This is a genomic window from Streptomyces sp. NPDC087845 (assembly GCF_044742755.1).
Lineage (GTDB): Bacteria > Actinomycetota > Actinomycetes > Streptomycetales > Streptomycetaceae > Streptomyces.
This window is the reverse complement of sequence record NZ_JBIUVC010000027.1, coordinates 21462-38072: the sequence shown is the minus strand read 5'-3', so window position 1 is coordinate 38072 and position 16611 is coordinate 21462. Positions and strand designations below refer to the sequence as shown.

The following is a 16611-nucleotide window of genomic DNA, read 5'->3' as shown; positions in this document are numbered from 1 at the left end:
GCGCTTGGATCTCGACGTGCTTCTCAACAACGAGTTGGCGCGTGCATCTCCCGGCCGGCCATCCGCAGCGCCGCCACCGCCGCCCTGATCGACGGGCGCCGGTCCGCGTCGGTACGCCACACGGCGTGGACGTGCCGTCGCATCTGCTGCCGCACGGGCACGAGCCGCACCCCGTCGGGCACCGGACCACGGCCCAGCCGAGGGGCGACGCAGACTCCCATCCCCGCCGCGATCAGGGCGAGTTGGGTATGGTGCTCGCCCGCCAGATGCGCGATGCGCGGTTCGATGCCCTTCGAGCGCAGGGTGAACATCAGCCAGTCGTAGCAGAACTCGCCCTCGGGCCAGGACACCCAGTCGTCGTCGGCGAACTCCTCCAGGTCGACCTCCGCCCGGTCCGCGAGCCGGTGACCGGCCGGCATCGCGATGTCCGGTGCGTCATCGAGGAGTTCGGCCCTGGCCAGTCCGCCGGGCACCGGCAGCCGCTTGTTGCTCCAGTCGAGCACCACCGCCAGGTCGACATCTCCCCTGATGACCGCACGGATCCCGTCCTCGGGCTCCAATTCCCGGGTCCGCACGCGCAGTTCGGGGTGGTCGGCCTGGAGCGTGCGGAGCACTGCGGGGAAGAGCCCGCGCGCCGCGGTCGGGAAGGCGGAGAGCCGGATCTCGCCCACCACCTCGCCGCGCTGCGCCTCGATGTCGGACTGGGCCAGCTCGACCTGGGACAGAATCCGGGCCGCGTGGTCGGCGAGCAACTGACCGGCGTCGGTGAGCCGGACACCGCGCCCGTTCTTGGTGAGGAGCTGCTGCCCCACCTCCCGCTCCAGCTTCGACATCTGCTGGGAGACCGCGGACGTGGTGACATGCAGCCCCTCGGCGGCGCCGCTGACCGAACCGTGCCGGGCGAGGGCGTCCAGGGTACGCAGGCGCTCCAGATTCAACATGTAAGCAATGCTACGTGGATTCCCGCACAAAATCTCACTTGTCCTACGTGGTTGTTTTCGCCATCGTTGACGGCATGAGCGCGCCCGCCAATCCGAGCACCCCACCTCCCGCCGAGTTCCCCGCCCCGTCCCGGCCTGCCGGGACGGCCGCCCCCGCCCCCGCTGCGACGCCTGCTTCGGCGCCCGCTTCGGCGCCTGCCGCGCGTCCGCGGCTGGACTGGCGGATCCGCTTCGGAGCGCTCTCGCTCATCTGGGGCTTCAGCTTCCTCCTGATCAAGGTCGGCACCGAGGGATACGCCCCGTTCCAGGTCACCCTCGGCCGCCTCCTGTCGGGCACGGCGGTGCTGGCCGTCGCGATGGCGATACGGCGGGAGCGGCTGCCGCGCGGCATCCGCACGTGGGGGCATCTGGCCGTCGCCGCGTTCTTCCTGAACGCGCTGCCGTTCTCGCTCTTCGCCTATGCCGAGCTGACCATTCCCTCGACGCTGGCCGGAATCTGCAATGCGACCTCGCCCCTGTGGGGCATGCTGCTGTCGCTCGTCGCGCTCTCCGAGGACCGGCCGACCCGTCGCCGCGTCGCCGGACTCGGGCTCGGTTTCCTGGGTGTACTGACCGTGCTGGGTGCCTGGCAGGGCTTCTCCGGACTGGACCTCAGCGGTACGGCCATGGCGCTGCTCGCCGCCCTGAGCTATCCGATCGGCTGGATCTACGTCCGCAGAACGCTGGCGGGCAGCAGTTCGTCCACCCTCTCCCTGGCCGGCAGTCAGCTCTTCCTCGGTACGGCGCAGATCGCTCTGGTGACCCCGCTGTTCACCTCGGCACCCGACGGATTCCCCCTGCTCCCGACCCTTGCCGTGGTCGCCCTGGGAGCGCTCGGCACGGGCCTCGCGGTGCTGGTCCAGTACGGCCTGGTGGAGGAGGTCGGGCCGACGACCGCGCAGATGGTCACCTACTTCATCCCGGTCATCGCCACTGCTGCCGGAGTCGTCGTGCTCGGCGAGCGGCTGAGCTGGAACACTCCGGTCGGCGCCCTCGTGGTCCTGGCGGGCGCCGCCCTCACCCAGGGCAGGGCGCGCCGCGCCGGGGCAGGGGCTCAGCCGTAGTTCAGCGGTTCCGCCGGTCCGGCCGCCGCCGCCAACGCGTCGGCCAGGGGCTCGATGTCGGCCTCGGTGAGCGGTGAGACGGTGAGCCGGACACCCTGGGGCGCGGTCATCCGGAACCGCGCGCCGGGCGCCACCGCCCAGCCCGCGTGCAGCAGCCGGGCCACGGCCCCGGTCTCGTCGCTGACCGGCACCCAGACGTTCATGCCGCTGCGCCCGTGCGCCTCCACGCCCCGCCGCTCCAGCGCCCGCACGAGTGCGTCCCGCCGCTTCCCGTACGCCCGCGCCACCTCGCCCGTGTCGACCGCGCCCGAGGCCCACAGGTGGGCCACGGCCTGTTGCAACAGCCTGCTGACCCAGCCGGGGCCGAGCCGCTGCCGACCCGACACCCGGTCGACCGTGACCGGGTCGCCGGTCAGCACGGCGACCCGCAGATCCGGCCCGTACGCCTTGGCCACGGACCGCACGAACGCCCACCGGTCCGTGGCGCCCGCGAGCGGGTGCAGCGGCAGGTCGACGATGGCGTGTCCGTGGTCGTCCTCGACGAGCAGGACGCCCCGGTGCCCGGCCAGGACGCGCCGCAGCTCACGGGCCCGCTCGGCACCGATCGCGGCCCCGGTCGGATTCTGCGCGCGGCCGGTGACCACGAGCGCGCGGGCACCGGCGTCCAGCGCGCGTTCCACGGCACCGGGCAGCGGTCCGTCGTCGTCGAGCGCGACGGGAACGGGGCGCAGCCCGAGCGCCGGTACGAGGTCCAGCAGGCTTCCCCACCCCGGGTCCTCGACCGCCACCGCGTCACCGGGTCTGAGGTGCGCGACCAGTACGCGCTCGATCGCGTCCAGGGACCCGGAGGTCGCGACCACCGGACCGGCCGGCACTCCGTCGGCGTCCAGGGCGGCGCGCGCGAGTGCGGCGAACTCCGGGTCCACCGGCGCCTGTCCGTACATTCCGGGCTTCCGCGCGTACTCGCCCGTGGCCGCCGCGAACGCCTCCCCCAGTGCGGGCAGCAGCGCCGGATCGGGGTTCCCCTCCCCCAGGTCCCGCACCCCGGGCGGCGCCTCGACCCGGAGCGAACCGCGCGCCGTACTCGCGGGGCGCGGTCGCACCCTGCTGCCCCGACGGCCGGCCGTCTCGATCACTCCGCGCTCGCGCAGCGTGCGATAGGCGGCCGCCACCGTATTGGGGTTCACCCCGAGCAGTTCCGCCAACTCCCGCATGGGCGGAAGCACTTGCCCCGGCGTGAGATCCCCCGAGCCGACCCCGCGCTCCACACTGGCGGCAATTTCCGATGCGCGCCGCCCCACGATCCGATACTCTCCTAGCACAAACTGGATTATGCACTAGTGCAATGGAGTACGCAATGTCGGACACCGCATCGCCGCAGTCCACGGGCCCGGACACCGGAGCCGGATACCCTCCGACCGGGCGCACCGTCCCGACCCGTTCCCGCGAACGCGCGGCGTACGACCGGGAGCTGGTCCACTCGATACTCGACGAGGCGTACGTCTGCCATCTCGGCTTCGTCCGTGACGGCTCACCGGTCGTCCTGCCGACGCTCTTCGGCCGCGTCGGCGAGCGTCTCTACGTACACGGCTCGACCGGCTCCCGGCCGCTGCGGGAGGCCGGCCGGACCGACCCCGGCCTGCCCGTCTGCCTGACCGTGACGCATGTCGACGGGCTGGTGCTGGCCCGCTCCGCCTTCCACCACTCGATCAACTACCGCTCCGTGGTGGTCCACGGCATCGCCCGCACGGTGACCGACCCGCAGGAGCGGCGGACCGCCCTCGATGCGATCGTCGACCACGTGGTGCCGGGCCGGTCCGCGGACTCGCGGCCTGCCGACGAGAAGGAACTGGCCGCGACGGCGGTCATCCGCCTGGACCTCCAGGAGGTCTCCGCCAAGATCCGCACCGGCGGCCCCAACGACGAACCCCGCGACCTCGCGCTGCCGCACTGGGCCGGCGTCGTTCCGCTCGCCCACGGCTATACGGCGCCGCTCCCCGCGGACGACCTCGATCCCGCCATCGGAGTACCGGACTACATCACCGCGCTCTGAACCACCACCGGGGTGGACGGGTCCGGCGCCGGAGGCACGGACCCGTCCACCCCTGCCGCTCAGGCCGGTACGGCCGCCCGGCGGCGGGCGTGCACAGCACGGCGCGCCTCGTCGAACTCCCCGTCAGAAGCGACTGCCCGCGCTGGGCGGCAGACGACAGACGGCAGAGGTACGGCCGAATCCATGATCGTCGGATCACGTCGCGGCGCGTCCGGCCGACAACTCCCCCTCGGCGGAGCCACGCCCTTCGTCAGGTCCCGCCACATACCCCTCGCGCCGTCGCGACGCGACGGGGCCGGAGGGCGTCCTCGGCGTCGCCGACTGGGCGATGAAGGCACCGATCAGCACCATGGAACCGCCGATGAGCTGCGGCGCCGACAGGTGCTCGCCGAGCATCACCCAGGCGAGCACGGTCGCGATGACCGCCTCCAGGCACGCGACGACACCCGCCACCGCGGGCGAGAGCAGCCGTACCGAGATCACACCGGTGATGTAGGCGACCACCGTCGCCATCAGCACGATCCAGACGAGCAGAAGCCATGCCGGTACGTCCGTGCCGTCCATGCCCGCGCTGCCGCCCAGAACCGGCCAGTCCATGTTCCACGGCCGTGCGACCGCGGTGAGGACGACCGTACCGATCAGCAGCCCGTACGAGATGACACCGATCGGGTGCGGCGGCTCGACGCCTTCCGCCCGGTCCGCGCTCCCCTGGTCCGACAGGACGAAGTAGCCGACCTGGCAGCAGGCGGCACCCAGTGCGAGCAGCAGCCCGATCACGTCGAAGCTCAGCCCCGACCAGACCTCGACCACACAGGCGAGTCCCCCGACGGCGAGCACCACACCGATCGCGGCACTCCGGGTGACCGGACGGCGCTGGACGAAACGCACCCAGCCGAGGACGAGCGCGGGCGCCAGATACTCGACGAGAAGTGCGACGCCCACGGGGACGCGGGAGATGGCGGCGAAGTAGAAGGCCTGTACACCCGCGACGGCGAGCAGCCCGAACCCCAGCAGCAGAACCGGCCTGCCGCGCACGAGATCCCGGTGGCGCCAGGCGACGGGCAGCATGACGAGGGCGGCGCCCGCCACCCGTAGCCACACCACATGGAGCGGATCGAGTCCTGCCTCGATGAGCGGCTTGGCCGCGACCCCTGAACCACCGAATGCGAACGCCGACACCAGGGCAAGTCCCAGGCTGGCGCTTCTCCCCTGAGACGCGTGCATCGGCACATCATGACAGCTGGCGTCAGGAGCGTCACCCCGGTGACCCCTGACGCGCACCCCCCCGTCAGCCGCTCGGCTCCGCCGCGGCCTTCGCCATCGACTCCCCCAGCCCTGCGACGGCCAGGCCGTCCATGTAGTCGCGGACCCGGGTGATCAGTCCGTCATGAACACGCACGACCAGCAAGCCGGGCACGGTGAAGGTGCCGCTCCCGGACGGCAGCGCACCGACCACGACGTGCTCGCCGATGATCACTTCCGGATCGGCGGTCTCGTGGATCTCCACCTCCTCGACGGCTTCCACCCGGACGGGACTCGCACCCCAGGCCGCCCGATAGCCGGCGCGCACCTCTTCGCGCCCCACGAAACGCGGGGGAAAGCCGGGGGACGCGAACGGGAACTCGTGCAGCGCGTCCACGGCGTACAGGTCGGCGAGGTCGTCCGCGGACTTGTCGAGCATGGCCCGGTGGTAGCAGCCCAGCACCTCGCGCGGGGTACGGGCCGAGGGTTTCCTCGGACCTGGCACAGAACTCGCTCCACTCCACTCCACTCCACTCGCTCACTCCTCGCTCGCTCACTCACTCACTCAACGGGCGTTGACCCCATGACCGTACGAGTCCGCACAGGTTCGGTCAACGCCTGTAGAGTGAATGCGTGACCCTCCCTCGCACCACCCGCGCCGACCGCCGCCGCGCCACCGAGGCACGCATCCTCGACAGCGCACGGGAACTGTTCGCCGAGCGGGGCTTCGACCGCACCACCATCCGCGCCGTGGCAGCCGCGGCGGATGTCGATCCGGCCCTGGTCATGCAGTACTTCGGGTCGAAACGCGAATTGTTCACCCAGTCCGTGCAGGCGTCCCCCGCCCTGCCGGCCGGCGCCGACGCCGACACACTCGTGGATCAGCTGCTCACCACACTCGGCCTCAAGCTCGGCGGCCTTCCCGACGGCGCCCTGGCGATGATGCGCTCCATGCTCACCGATCCGGCCGCGGCCGATCAGGCCCGCGCGAGACTCGGCCGGCAGATCGACAGCATCGGTGCGGCGCTGCCGGAGGCCGAAGACCCCGAACTGCGCGCCGCGCTGGTCGTCACCACCATGGTCGGCGTCACCATCGGCCACCAGCTCCTGGGCCTCGACGCCCTGCGCGACGCTCCTGCCGACCGTATTGCCGCCCTGCTCCGTCCGGCCTTCAAGGCCCTGACGGAACCGCCGCACTGAATCGGCCCCGGGGCGTCGGGCCTCAGCCCCCGGTCCCCTGCCACCCCTGGCCGGATGCCCCCGCGATCCGGGCCGCGAGCTGCCCCGCTTCGACGCCGGCCCGCTCCAGCACCTCGACGGCCCGGCACTCGCGGTCCGTGGCCAGCGCCGCGAGCAGATCGAGCCCGCCGGCCCGCGCGTCGCCGCGCGACTCCGCCCGCTCTCGGGCTCCGGCCATCGCCGAGGCGGCCGAGGGCGACCAGCCCTCCGCCCCCGTGTCCCGCACGGCGGAATCCGGATGCCTGACGACCGGAACGGCACCGGAGTCCTCCACCGCACCCTGCCAGCGGAGCCCGTATCCGATACTGCGCTGGACGAGGTACCCGAGCACCTTGGCCAGTTGCGGTCCGCCCTCGAAGGCTGCCCGCACCTCCGGATCCGATTCGATGAGGGAGTGCAGGAGATGCGCCGTGTCGATCTGCCGGTCGCCGTCGCGCAGTGCGCGCCTGCGGGCACCCGTCACCACGGCGGCCAGCTCCACAGTGAGTCTGGCGTCGAACTCAGCACGGTTCGGTGCGGGCTGCTGAGGGATCCGCGGCGTCCGGTTTTGCACATCTCTCACCCCATCAGTCCCGCGGCGCGGGAGCATCGCCAGAGGGGCCCATCTAGGCATCCCACGCAAGTTGGGCACACCCGAGCGGTTTCTCCTCCTTACGGATGAGATCTCGCCATTCCGGGATCCGATCCGGAAAAACGGCGCGCGCCGCCTTGCGCCGCGCCCCCGGAGCAACCGGGAGCCGCTCCGGGAACGTCCCGGAGGCCACACCATCCATACGGCGGCCGAAAGGGGTCTGCGGACGTGTCCTGGCTGGTCGCCCTGCCGGCACTCGACGGACGGGAGTACGTGTACCGGGTCCACGCACCGGCGGACGCACTGCGTGCCGACCTCTTCTGGGCCGCGTTCCACTGCCATGACGACGGCCCGCACCCGCGCGCCTGCGACCGGTTCGATGCCGCACTGATCTGGCGAGCGGCACTGGAAGAAACGGGGCCACGGATCTGACGGTTCATCAGTATTGAATGTTCACGTCACTGCGGCTACGTTCCGCGACACCGTAACCCGCCGAGAAGGGGTGGTCGCATGGCCGAAGTCAGTGCAGAAGCACGCATCGAAGCACCGGCCGAGAAGGTCTGGGCCCAGCTGACGGACTTCACCGCGTACGGCCAGTGGAACGCCACCCACACCAGCTTCCCCAAGGGCGCCCCCGCGGCACTCGAACTCGCGGCGACCTACGAGGAGAACATGAAGCTCATGGGCTTCCCCGCCGAAGTGACCTGGACGGTGGCGGAGCTGGAGACCGCGCGCCTGCTGGCCACCAGGGGCAAGGGACCGATGGGCGTCAACCTGGCCATGCGCTACTCACTGACGCCCGACGGCGATGCGACCACGGTACGCATCGACGGGGAGTTCACCGGCGCGGCGGTCTCCCTGATGGCCGGCAAGCTCAGGGACTCGGCGACCGCCGCCCTCACCGAGTCGCTGCGCAGACTGGGCGGCCTGGTCGCCGCCTGACGGGCACCGGACGGACGGGAAGGGGCCTCGCGGCTCGGCCGCGAGGCCCCTGGTACCTGGCACGTTGCACTTTTCACCCGCGGGCTCAGTGCTCGTCGGCGAGGATCAGATAGAGCTTCTTACGGGCATCGCCGATGACCGCGAGGGCCTTCTGACGCTGATCGGCCGAGCCGGTCTTCCAGACCTGACCGAACGCCTCCATCAGACCGAAACCGGCCTGCCGGATCTCGTTGACGCTCTCCCAGTCGACCCCCCGCCCGGCCTCCTCCCAGGGCGCGTCGGGACCCGACTCCGCCTCGGTGCGGCCCGTTTCGGTGAGCGTGAACAGCTTCTTGCCGCCCTCGCTGGCACTGACGATCAGGCCCTCGTCCTCCAGCAGCTGAAGGGTCGGATAGACCGAACCCGGACTGGGCCGCCAGGCCCCGCCACTGCGCTCGCCGATCTCCTGGATCATCTCGTATCCGTGCATCGGCCGGTCCTTCAGCAGCGCCAGGATCGAGGCACGTACGTCACCGCGGCGCGCCCTCCCCCGGCCACCGCCACGACCGCGCCCGCCACCGAAGGGGCCGCCCCCGAAAGGACCGCCGCCGAACGGCGGACCGAACTGCCCGAAGGCCGCCCGCCGCCCCTCGAAGCCACCCCAGCCTTGATGGCCGGGCCCGCAGTGCCCATGTCCATGCCCGTGCTCATGCTCGTGTCCGCGTGAACGCATCGCCACGCTCCTTCCGTCGTTGATCTGTCGCGATGCGTCAACGATATATCGGAACCGATCGCTTGACAATCTCCTTTTCTGAGGGGGAGGTGACCTGTCTCAGCGAAGGTTGATTCGATCTCAGGCAACCTGCACGAATCGGTGTTCGTCTCAGCGAAGATTGACGACCTAAGTGTTTGTCTCAGCGAAGGTTGATCGTTTCGGTGGGTCGTGTCCGGTCGTCTCAGGCGATCCGGTCCGTTGGCGCTAGTGATGTCAACCGAGACCTCGACCCGCATGGCGATGAAGCCCCGGGATCTCGATTGAGTCAGGGCAGCACGCGCCAATATGGTGGACCGATGACGTCGATCAAGAAGTTCCAAGTCACCTTCGACTGCGCAGAACCTGAGCGCCTCGCTCGTTTCTGGTGCGAGGTGTTGGGATACGTCGTACCGCCGCCACCGGAGGGGTTTGCCACTTGGGACGATTTCAAGCGCTCGCAGCCACCTGAACAGCGAGATTCATGGTTCGCCTGCAGTGATCCATCAGGGGTGGGCCCGCGACTGTACTTCCAGCGCGTCCCCGAAGGGAAGGCCGCCAAGAACCGGCTGCATCTTGATGTGCGGGTCGGCACCGGACTCGTGGGTGAAGAGCGCCTCGCCGCACTTGAGGCCGAATGCGCACGACTGGTCCCGCTCGGCGCGGTACACGTGCAAACGCTTTATGACGGCAATGATTCGTGCATCCCGATGCAGGACATCGAGGGCAACGAGTTCTGTATCGACTGAGGAGCCGCGAACGTGTCCTCGTTCTGTTCTTATGGGCCGAGACGAAGAACCGGACCCAGCCCGTCAGGGCGTCGTGACACGGATCGCCAGATCAGGCTCTCGGGACGGGCCGTCCGGCCGGTTCAACCGACTACGGCAAGTTCGGTGAGACGGACCCTGTGGTCTGCGTCTTACTGAATCTGGCGCACCGCAGCACATCGGCGACGCTCTGCGCCAGGTCGGATACGAAAGAACAGGCCGCGCTCGATGGGCACTCGCGATCGTTTCGGTTACTGGTGTGTCATCGGTGTCTCAGGCCAGCCTCGGGATAGCCGGTAGCACTTGCGTGAGCACCACCGCCGGCCTCTGCCGTTCGGGTGGCGTGGGAATGGCTTCTGGCATTGTTCGCAGATCAGCGGTTTGAAGAAGGTGGCTGGGTCATGGCCGCGGGATGCCCATGTGCGGCATCGGCGGCTGCACCAGCGCCGGTGGGGATCAGGCGGAGATTTCGTCCCTATCGGGGTACCGCAGAACGCGCATGTCAGTGAGGGCAGGGGAAGTCCGTGCCGCTCGATCATCCAGTCCCAGCGGGAGACCTGTCGGCTGCATCTCTCCGAGCAGCTGCGCTCGGTGATCGGAGTGGCCGACGGCAGTGGGTGCTCGCAGGCGGCGCAGGTGCGGGGCTCGTGCTGTCCGGTGGTGCCCTTGTTGCGACGTTGACGTTCTATGTAGGCCACTCTGCGGCAGGCGGAGGAACAGAGTCGGTAGCGTTGGCCGAACTGGATCTTCATGGGTTGCTGGCAGATCCGGCAGGGCTCTGTGACCTCGCGTTTGAGGGATGGGCGGCTGCGGCATCGAGCGGAACAGTAGCGGGGCAGGTTGCCGAAGGTGCGGTCGAGCAGGAAGACGGAACCGCACTCCTTGCACTTTGCGGTGTCGAGAGTCTTCCGCAGTTGTCCGGCGTCGCGGCCGGTGACGGCCGCGAGCCGTTCCCAGGACGGGCTGCCGCGATATCCGGGCGGTCCGGCGAGGAAACGTCGCAGGTGGGCGGGTGGGAGGCAGTTGGCTTGGGCGAGGCGGGCGATGAAGGGATAGCAGCCTTCACCGGCGATCGGCCGGATCTGGAAAGGGAGCTTGGCGATCGACTCGCCGTTCGCGCCGGGCTGTGTCACGTGCTCGCTGTCCCCTGACATCGAATCCGGACCGGTTGCCACCGAATTTGGATCGGGTGGCGTCAGGGGCCGAGGGCTTCCGCAGTCAGTTGTGCTGCTTCTCGCCGGCGGCGGGAGGCCCGTGTCTTGCAGGTCGGTGAGCACGTCAGGCGTATTCGTCTGCTTCCTGGTGTGAGTGCGCCGCCGCATCCAGCACAGGTCTTCGGCTGGCCCGGGTAGGGAGCGTCGGGGGCCGGCGCGGTGGTGAATCCGTTCCGCTTTCTCCATGCCCAGTCGCTGCAGCGCTCCGAGCACCAGCGTCTGCCGGGGAGTCGCCCAATGACCTTCCCGCATGCTTCGCAAGTCTTGATCGCGACCTGGCCCAGCTCGCGTTGGTGCTGCTCGCGGGCCAGTTGGCGACAGGTGCGTGAACAGTAGCGGCGGCGGTGTTGCTGTGCGGGGACCTCGACGCTTTGACCGCAGCCTGCGCAGACGATCGTGCGATGAGTTTGTGACTCATCGGTGGGGCGGAGTCGTTGACGGTAGCCCTTCGTCCGGCAGGCAGCCGAGCACGTCCGGCGGTTCGTGGCTTTGTTGTCCAAGGGCAGGATGATTCCGCAGCCCCTGCAACGGGAGTGCCCCAGGATGTCGCTGAGTTGGACTGGATCGCGGCTGGTGACGGCGCCCAGGCGTTCCCATTGGACGCGGCCCCGGTGTTCGGGCGGTTCTCGGAGGATCTTTCGCAGGTAGTGGGCCTTGATGCAGTTGGCTTCAGCGAGGCGTTCGACGAACTTGTCTCGGCCCTCGTCGGCGATGGGCCTGACCTGGAAGGGCAGCGGGGCGAGTGCGGGGCTGGTCCATGTTCTGCTGGTCAACGGGCGTCCCCCGACGCGGGTATCCGGGTGGATGCGGCGACGTCGAGAGGGATGTTCTCCAGGCCCTTCCTGGTGATCTTCTCGGTGCCGCTGAGGATCGCGTCGATGGCGGCTCCGCGGATCTGGTGCGAGAGCGCGCCAATCATCCCGCCGGTCCGGTCGTGGAGGAACCGGTCGAGCCGGGCGAGCGTGCCCGACCGGTGACTGCGCAGGAGCAGGGTTTCCTCCAGCGTCTTGACCAGGCCCTTCCATTCGGCGTTGTAGGGGAAGGGGTGGGAGGAGATCAGGGTGAAGCGTCCGGCGATCTGGGCCCCTCGGGTGCCGGTGAGCAGGGTGCTGTGCTCGACGTTGATGCCGGCGTAGACGAATGTGGCCGGGATCCGCTCGGAGAAGTACTTGAGGGTGTCGGCGACTTCGGCGCCGATGCGGCTGGTGAGCGAGATGTTGTGGATCTCGTCGACCAGGACCAGGCCGGTGCGGCCCTTGGTGCAGACGCCGACGACGGACTCGATGATGTCGGTGATGTTGAACTGACGGGTCGTGGGCAGACCGAGGAAGCGCGCGAATTCAGCCGCGATCATGCGGGGTGTCGCGGCCGGTGGAACGGTGATGTAGAGGACCGGGATGCGGTCGGAAGACTCCGGGTGGCGGGCCTGGTCCTGGAGCTCGTGGGCAAGGCCGAGCTGGGTGATCGCGATGGTCTTTCCCGTGCCCGCGGGCCCGGAGACGATCAGGCCGCGGCGGGCGCTGACAGCGTGCCGGTTCAGCAGGATCAGCCGACGACCGGTGGTGACAGTGTGGCGGACCGTGGAGGTAGCCACTACCCGCAGGCGGGTGTGGTGGTCCAGCCGGTCCTCGGCGTCCCGGGCGCGGTCAGCATCGCTCAGCGCCGCGTACGCGTCCTCGGTAAACATGACCGGCAAAGCTGGCGGGTCCTGTGCGAACTCGCGCCAGCCCGGGCGCGTACTCAGGTGCCGGCCCTCTTCGGAGGACAGGAGTTGAGGCGTGGTCATGAACGTCTCCAGGGGTCCTCGCGCGGGTCGAACAGGCCCAGCGGGATCACGTCAGCGATCGATTCTTCGTCCTTCGCCAGCGGTTCCGGCGCGGGCTTGTTCTGCGTCTTGGGTTGCGGCGGAGCCGTGGCTGCTGCCGATGTGGTGGCCCTGGTCCGGGCCGCGACGCGACGATCGCCCTTGGCCGACTTGGCCCTCCTGCCCTTCTTCGCCGTCGGCTGGGTGGGGCCGGCATGTGCGCGGGTCAGCAGAGCGGACACGGCATCAGCGAGTTCTTCCTCGGTGGCCTTGGGCAGCTGGTGGCTGACGTGGTCCCAGGCCAGGTCGCCGAAGGGGACGGGTGCTCGGTTGAGGTATTTCCAGGTCGCCTGGACCCATTCGCCATTGCCTCGGTGGTTGCGTACCCAGACTCGGGAGACGTCGTAGGGGTCGCGGTGGACCTCCCAGAGCCCTCGCTTGGCGACGACACCGGAAACTTGCCGTCGCATCGGGCCGAGTTCCGGGGCATCGTAGGTGCGGTTGTTGATCCGCAGGCCGTAGGTGTTGACGGCACGCCAGGCCGCGGGCAGAAGCTCGATGTAGTCCTGGCCACTCAGCGCGACCGGGACGTAACCGCAGGACTCAACCAGTGCGGCGTACTTCTGATTCGGCGTGAACAGCCGACCCGGATGGTCAGGGTCACGCAGCCCTTCGTGGGGACGATTCTGCCACTTGGCGACAACCCACTCGTCGAGCAGTTCCTGCAACTCGGGCAGCGACCACAGGTTCTCCTTCTCTGGGTGCCGGCCACGGCGGTCAGCGTTGCGGCCGGTGTGGCCGGGGAGGAACTGCGCGAACATCGTGGCAACCGAGCCCAGCATCTTCTCGATGTGGCCCTTCTCGAAGGGCGAGCCCTTGTGGGTCGGCTGGAAGTCGATCTCCAGGAACCGGCAGGAGGCCCGGAAGTTGCGTGAGATGAACGCCTTCCCGTGGTCGCAGACGATCATTTCCGGGACGATCACCGGCCGGGCTGCCGCGTACTCAAGGCGCTCGTCCAGGTTCAGCAGCCTGCGGTGCGGCAGAACGGAGCGGGACATCTTGAGCGCGTCCACCCAGCCCGGGCGCATCAATTCTGGCGTGACGGTCCTGGCCAGCAGCACGCTGGCGTCAACCGACTTCGTCGACGGCCGCAGCACAAGCGCTGTCGGGGTCCGGGTGGCGACATCGATCATCGCCGTGAGTTCGACCTTTCCGACGACCCCGTTGTCCAGCCTGACCATCACATCGAGCGGGGTGGAGTCGATCTGCATGACCTCGCCCGGAGCACTCACGGTCAGTTCTCCGAACGGGACAGCCGCCGTGTGCGCCTTCGACCGGCGTGTCACGGCCGAGCCCGTCGCGTGAGTGCCCGCCGTCAGCTTCTCCACCAACCGGTAGAGCGTGGCCCTGGACGGCCACGGAGCCGCCTGTCCTTCCTCGGTCTGTTTGAGGATCTCCTTCGTCCTCCAGATCAGGTAGGACGCGGTCCGGGTGGAGGTGTCGACGCCTTCCTTGATGGCCTGGCGCATCGCGTCCACCACCCCGGGATCCACCGTCCCGAACTCCGGCCGCTTGCGGGCCGCGCGGCCATCAGCCAGCCCGGCAACCCCGTCCTTCAGATAGCGGCGACGCAGCCGGGCGACTGTGCTGGCCGTCGCCGGGTATCCCGCCTTCGACAGTTCCGAGGCCTTGGCCTTCTCCCGCGCGGTCAGCGACGTGCCCGGTCCGTACTCCTCGCGCGGCTCCGTGCCAGGCTCCGCGTCCGGCGGCAGTCCATGCACCACTTCCAGGATGTGGCTCTCCCACCACAGTGCCTGTTTGACCGCTGCCGCCGGGAGCGCCTCCAAAACGGATGAGGCCGGCAGCGGCATCCGCTCCGGGCGGAACAAGACCTCGAAGTCTTCCGCCTCGAACAGCTCGATCAAGGCCACCACCCGGTGCGGATCCTCGGCGTCCTCCAGGACCGCGGCCTGGGCGGTCACCTCAAGCACTCCCCGGACCTGCCTGTCGAATCGGACTCTCTCACCAACCACCAAGGTCGGCGGACGTGTCAGCCGACCCACCGCTGCCGCCCCTTCGCCCAGACCAGGCTCCCGGTCTCCATCAGCCCTCCCGACAGATCCGCCTTCAACGTCCCCGACCACAGCAGGTGGAACAGCACCGGCAGAACCTGGATCCGGTCGCCGACCACCCCGGCGCCCTCCCATAAGCCCCTCGGCTTGCTGAACACCTCCAGGAGACGCTCAGCCACAGCCGCTGGCCGACCCGACCGTGCCCGGCGATACCGCGACAGCCACCGGATGTTCGCCATGAGTACCGCATCAGGACGGCCGACCCACTCGAACTCCCAGCCCACGGCCTCGCAAGCGCGCTCGGTCGCCGCGAAGGCCTCCCGCGTCCGCTCGTCCATATCGTCCTCGGCACGGACATCCACGACCCGGGCCTGCCCCGCAGCCAGCCGGACGAAGTAGTCAGGAGCGTGGCGGCGCTGTCTTCGGCCGTCGTCCCAGTGCAGCCAGAAGGGCTGCGACGATATCGCCGTCACCTGCGGATCACGGTCGAGCAGGATCAACCGGTCCCGCTCCAGCCACGACTCATAGCCCACGTGATCCCGCGCCGTCACCGAGTAGTACCAGCCGGCGAAGCCCGGCGTTTCCTTGTCCCAACGGAACGGCCGGACAGGTTCGACCGCCTCGAAGGAAACCTGCCAACTCGCTCCCAGCGGGAGCCTACGAAGCTCTCCGCCACTGAGAAAGTCCAGCTCAAACGCTGATAACGCCTCGTCGCCGTACGCACGCGACAGTGCTTCCACTGCACCCCCAGCCCCACGGCCAAGCAGGTGCTCAACCTTCGGTGAGACTAACGGGCATCCGTTCACCTTCGTTGAGATTCGCGGAATCTTCGTTGAGACAGGTCAGGAGGGCCGTTCTCGCCGAAGCCGGTCGCCGTCTCGTCCCGCCCAGTCGCGCTACGGGCGATCAGGCGTGCGGTGACAGGCCGTCGTCCACGGGGACGTTCTCGGCTTCAAGCGTCATGCCGGAGTTCCTGGCCTGCTCAAGGATCAGAGCGGCGAAGTCCTCCTCCACATGCCCTGCCCCGATCGCACCGGCGACGAGCTGGGCGGTGGCGGCGGCGAGCGGCATCGGGACCTCCAGCTCGCGGGCTGCGGACAGCCCCAGATCGAAGTCCTTGCGCAGCAGCGGCATGGTGAACGTCGGCGTGAAGTCCAGGTTGACCAGTGCCGGCGACTTGTAGCGGGTGTAGACCGAGCCCAGCACGGAGCCGTTGAGGAATTCCAGGAGGGCGGCACGGCTGACACCACCCTTCTCCGCGAGAACGGTGATCTCGGCGAGCGACTGGGTGAGGACACCGAGGAAGACGTTGTGCGCGATCTTGACGAGGCGGGCGACCTCGTCCTCTCCGACGTAGGTCACCCCGCGCCCCAGCAGTGCCAGCAACGGCTCGGCCTCGTCGAACACCGCGCGCGGGCCGGAGACCGCGACGGTCAGCCTGCCTGCGGCAATCACTTGCGGGTTTCCGCTCACCGGGGCGGCCAGGAAGTCGGTCCCACGCCTGGCGGCTGCTCTGCGGATCAGCGCGGACATCTGCGCGGAGACCGTGGAACTGTCGACCAGCACCCCCGGTGCGGCATCCGGCGAGGTCAGCAAGCCGCCAGGGCCCGTGGTGACCGCCTCCAGGTCGGCCGAGGCGGAGACCATGGTGAAGACGACGTCCCGGTCGGCCAGACCGGCCGGCCGGTCGACGATCGCGGCTCCCCGTTCGGCCAGCGGTTCGGCCTTGGCGCGGGTCCTGTTCCAGACGGCTACGTCGTGCCCCGCGTCCAGCAGCCGGGCGGCGAGCTGGAAGCCCATGCGGCCGGTACCGATCCAGCCGATACGCGGGCGGTCCTGGGCGGCATACATCATTTCTGTACCTCGATCCTGGAAGACGGTTCGGCCTGTGCGGCCCTCTTGCTCACCGATCGGACCGCGGCACACGGCCGAC

Annotated in this window: 17 protein-coding genes; 7 read left to right on the top strand and 10 right to left on the bottom strand. The window is 69.3% G+C overall.

Features of this window, described 5'->3' with window-relative positions:
- Positions 1 to 23: 23 nt before the first annotated feature.
- Entirely contained in the window at positions 24 to 941 is a 918-nt protein-coding gene (locus ACIOMQ_RS38205) for a LysR family transcriptional regulator (protein ID WP_362207437.1), read from the bottom strand.
- A gap of 74 nt (positions 942 to 1015) precedes the next feature.
- On the opposite strand from ACIOMQ_RS38205, the gene ACIOMQ_RS38200 reads away from it, so the two are divergent.
- The gene (locus tag ACIOMQ_RS38200; RefSeq protein WP_401988670.1) at positions 1016 to 2044 is read left to right on the top strand and encodes a DMT family transporter; all 1029 of its coding nucleotides are present in this window, start codon (positions 1016 to 1018) and stop codon (positions 2042 to 2044) included.
- Here ACIOMQ_RS38200 and ACIOMQ_RS38195 read toward each other — a convergent pair.
- Positions 2035 to 3366: an aminotransferase class I/II-fold pyridoxal phosphate-dependent enzyme gene (locus tag ACIOMQ_RS38195; RefSeq protein ID WP_401266648.1), complete on the bottom strand. Its 1332-nt coding sequence runs from the start codon at positions 3364 to 3366 to the stop codon at positions 2035 to 2037. The two genes, ACIOMQ_RS38200 and ACIOMQ_RS38195, sit on opposite strands and share 10 nt — an antisense overlap.
- Before the next feature lie 35 nt (positions 3367 to 3401).
- On the opposite strand from ACIOMQ_RS38195, the gene ACIOMQ_RS38190 reads away from it, so the two are divergent.
- Positions 3402 to 4097, top strand: coding sequence for a pyridoxamine 5'-phosphate oxidase family protein (locus tag ACIOMQ_RS38190; protein WP_362207427.1), 696 nt, complete (start codon positions 3402 to 3404; stop codon positions 4095 to 4097).
- Between the two features lie 195 nt (positions 4098 to 4292).
- Here ACIOMQ_RS38190 and ACIOMQ_RS38185 read toward each other — a convergent pair whose 3' ends face one another.
- Positions 4293 to 5321, bottom strand: a complete 1029-nt coding sequence (locus ACIOMQ_RS38185; RefSeq protein ID WP_401759007.1) for an EamA family transporter — start codon at positions 5319 to 5321, stop codon at positions 4293 to 4295.
- A gap of 64 nt (positions 5322 to 5385) precedes the next feature.
- A complete protein-coding gene (locus tag ACIOMQ_RS38180; RefSeq protein ID WP_362207421.1) occupies positions 5386 to 5844 on the bottom strand; it encodes a nuclear transport factor 2 family protein in 459 nt (152 codons plus the stop codon).
- A 128-nt stretch (positions 5845 to 5972) separates the two neighbouring features.
- Here ACIOMQ_RS38180 and ACIOMQ_RS38175 point away from each other — a divergent pair, with 128 nt between their 5' ends.
- Positions 5973 to 6539 (top strand): TetR family transcriptional regulator, encoded by a 567-nt coding sequence (locus tag ACIOMQ_RS38175; RefSeq protein WP_401759010.1) that lies wholly within the window; start codon positions 5973 to 5975, stop codon positions 6537 to 6539.
- 22 nt (positions 6540 to 6561) lie between these two features.
- Here the strand turns inward: ACIOMQ_RS38175 and ACIOMQ_RS38170 are convergent, their stop codons facing one another.
- On the bottom strand, positions 6562 to 7131 hold the full coding sequence (locus ACIOMQ_RS38170) for a Clp protease N-terminal domain-containing protein (RefSeq protein ID WP_362207543.1): 570 nt from the start codon (positions 7129 to 7131) through the stop codon (positions 6562 to 6564).
- Between the two features lie 246 nt (positions 7132 to 7377).
- On the opposite strand from ACIOMQ_RS38170, the gene ACIOMQ_RS38165 reads away from it, so the two are divergent.
- Both ACIOMQ_RS38165 and ACIOMQ_RS38160 read left to right on the top strand, forming a co-directional pair.
- The gene (locus ACIOMQ_RS38165) at positions 7378 to 7581 is read left to right on the top strand and encodes a hypothetical protein (protein WP_362207415.1); all 204 of its coding nucleotides are present in this window, start codon (positions 7378 to 7380) and stop codon (positions 7579 to 7581) included.
- 78 nt (positions 7582 to 7659) lie between these two features.
- The gene (locus ACIOMQ_RS38160; RefSeq protein ID WP_401266641.1) at positions 7660 to 8091 is read left to right on the top strand and encodes an SRPBCC family protein; all 432 of its coding nucleotides are present in this window, start codon (positions 7660 to 7662) and stop codon (positions 8089 to 8091) included.
- An 85-nt stretch (positions 8092 to 8176) separates the two neighbouring features.
- On the opposite strand, the gene ACIOMQ_RS38155 is transcribed toward ACIOMQ_RS38160, so the two are convergent.
- Positions 8177 to 8803, bottom strand: coding sequence for a PadR family transcriptional regulator (locus tag ACIOMQ_RS38155; protein WP_362207409.1), 627 nt, complete (start codon positions 8801 to 8803; stop codon positions 8177 to 8179).
- Positions 8804 to 9141: 338 nt separating this feature from the next.
- Between ACIOMQ_RS38155 and ACIOMQ_RS38150 the strand changes: the two genes are divergently transcribed.
- Together ACIOMQ_RS38150 and ACIOMQ_RS38145 are read left to right on the top strand one after the other, a co-directional pair.
- Positions 9142 to 9570: a VOC family protein gene (locus tag ACIOMQ_RS38150; RefSeq protein WP_402192383.1), complete on the top strand. Its 429-nt coding sequence runs from the start codon at positions 9142 to 9144 to the stop codon at positions 9568 to 9570.
- A 749-nt stretch (positions 9571 to 10319) separates the two neighbouring features.
- Positions 10320 to 10739 carry a hypothetical protein gene (locus ACIOMQ_RS38145; RefSeq protein WP_402192381.1) on the top strand — a complete coding sequence of 140 codons (420 nt, stop codon included), beginning with the start codon at positions 10320 to 10322 and terminating at the stop codon, positions 10737 to 10739.
- Positions 10740 to 11571: 832 nt separating this feature from the next.
- Here ACIOMQ_RS38145 and ACIOMQ_RS38140 read toward each other — a convergent pair.
- The 4 genes from ACIOMQ_RS38140 to ACIOMQ_RS38125 all read right to left on the bottom strand — a co-directional run bounded on the left by ACIOMQ_RS38140 (position 11572) and on the right by ACIOMQ_RS38125 (position 16532).
- The gene (locus ACIOMQ_RS38140) at positions 11572 to 12588 is read right to left on the bottom strand and encodes an AAA family ATPase (protein ID WP_402192379.1); all 1017 of its coding nucleotides are present in this window, start codon (positions 12586 to 12588) and stop codon (positions 11572 to 11574) included.
- Complete coding sequence (locus ACIOMQ_RS38135) at positions 12585 to 14669, bottom strand: Mu transposase C-terminal domain-containing protein (RefSeq protein ID WP_402192377.1); 2085 nt, start codon at positions 14667 to 14669, stop codon at positions 12585 to 12587. The genes ACIOMQ_RS38140 and ACIOMQ_RS38135 overlap by 4 nt, the downstream gene beginning before the upstream one ends.
- Positions 14657 to 15418: a TnsA-like heteromeric transposase endonuclease subunit gene (locus ACIOMQ_RS38130; RefSeq protein ID WP_402192375.1), complete on the bottom strand. Its 762-nt coding sequence runs from the start codon at positions 15416 to 15418 to the stop codon at positions 14657 to 14659. The genes ACIOMQ_RS38135 and ACIOMQ_RS38130 overlap by 13 nt, the downstream gene beginning before the upstream one ends.
- 166 nt (positions 15419 to 15584) lie before the next feature.
- The gene (locus ACIOMQ_RS38125; protein ID WP_362207392.1) at positions 15585 to 16532 is read right to left on the bottom strand and encodes an NAD(P)-dependent oxidoreductase; all 948 of its coding nucleotides are present in this window, start codon (positions 16530 to 16532) and stop codon (positions 15585 to 15587) included.
- Positions 16533 to 16611: the final 79 nt, after the last annotated feature.

Excerpts from the sequence above, each read along its gene's own strand:
- ACIOMQ_RS38155 (WP_362207409.1), bottom strand. The coding sequence starts at position 8,803 with ATGCGTTCACGCGGACACGAGCATGAGCACGGGCATGGACATGGGCAC.
- ACIOMQ_RS38125 (WP_362207392.1), bottom strand. The coding sequence starts at position 16,532 with ATGATGTATGCCGCCCAGGACCGCCCGCGTATCGGCTGGATCGGTACC.
- ACIOMQ_RS38205 (WP_362207437.1), bottom strand. The coding sequence starts at position 941 with ATGTTGAATCTGGAGCGCCTGCGTACCCTGGACGCCCTCGCCCGGCAC.
- ACIOMQ_RS38190 (WP_362207427.1), top strand. The coding sequence starts at position 3,402 with ATGTCGGACACCGCATCGCCGCAGTCCACGGGCCCGGACACCGGAGCC.
- ACIOMQ_RS38200 (WP_401988670.1), top strand. The coding sequence starts at position 1,016 with ATGAGCGCGCCCGCCAATCCGAGCACCCCACCTCCCGCCGAGTTCCCC.
- ACIOMQ_RS38185 (WP_401759007.1), bottom strand. The coding sequence starts at position 5,321 with ATGCACGCGTCTCAGGGGAGAAGCGCCAGCCTGGGACTTGCCCTGGTG.
- ACIOMQ_RS38150 (WP_402192383.1), top strand. The coding sequence starts at position 9,142 with ATGACGTCGATCAAGAAGTTCCAAGTCACCTTCGACTGCGCAGAACCT.
- ACIOMQ_RS38160 (WP_401266641.1), top strand. The coding sequence starts at position 7,660 with ATGGCCGAAGTCAGTGCAGAAGCACGCATCGAAGCACCGGCCGAGAAG.
- ACIOMQ_RS38140 (WP_402192379.1), bottom strand. The coding sequence starts at position 12,588 with ATGACCACGCCTCAACTCCTGTCCTCCGAAGAGGGCCGGCACCTGAGT.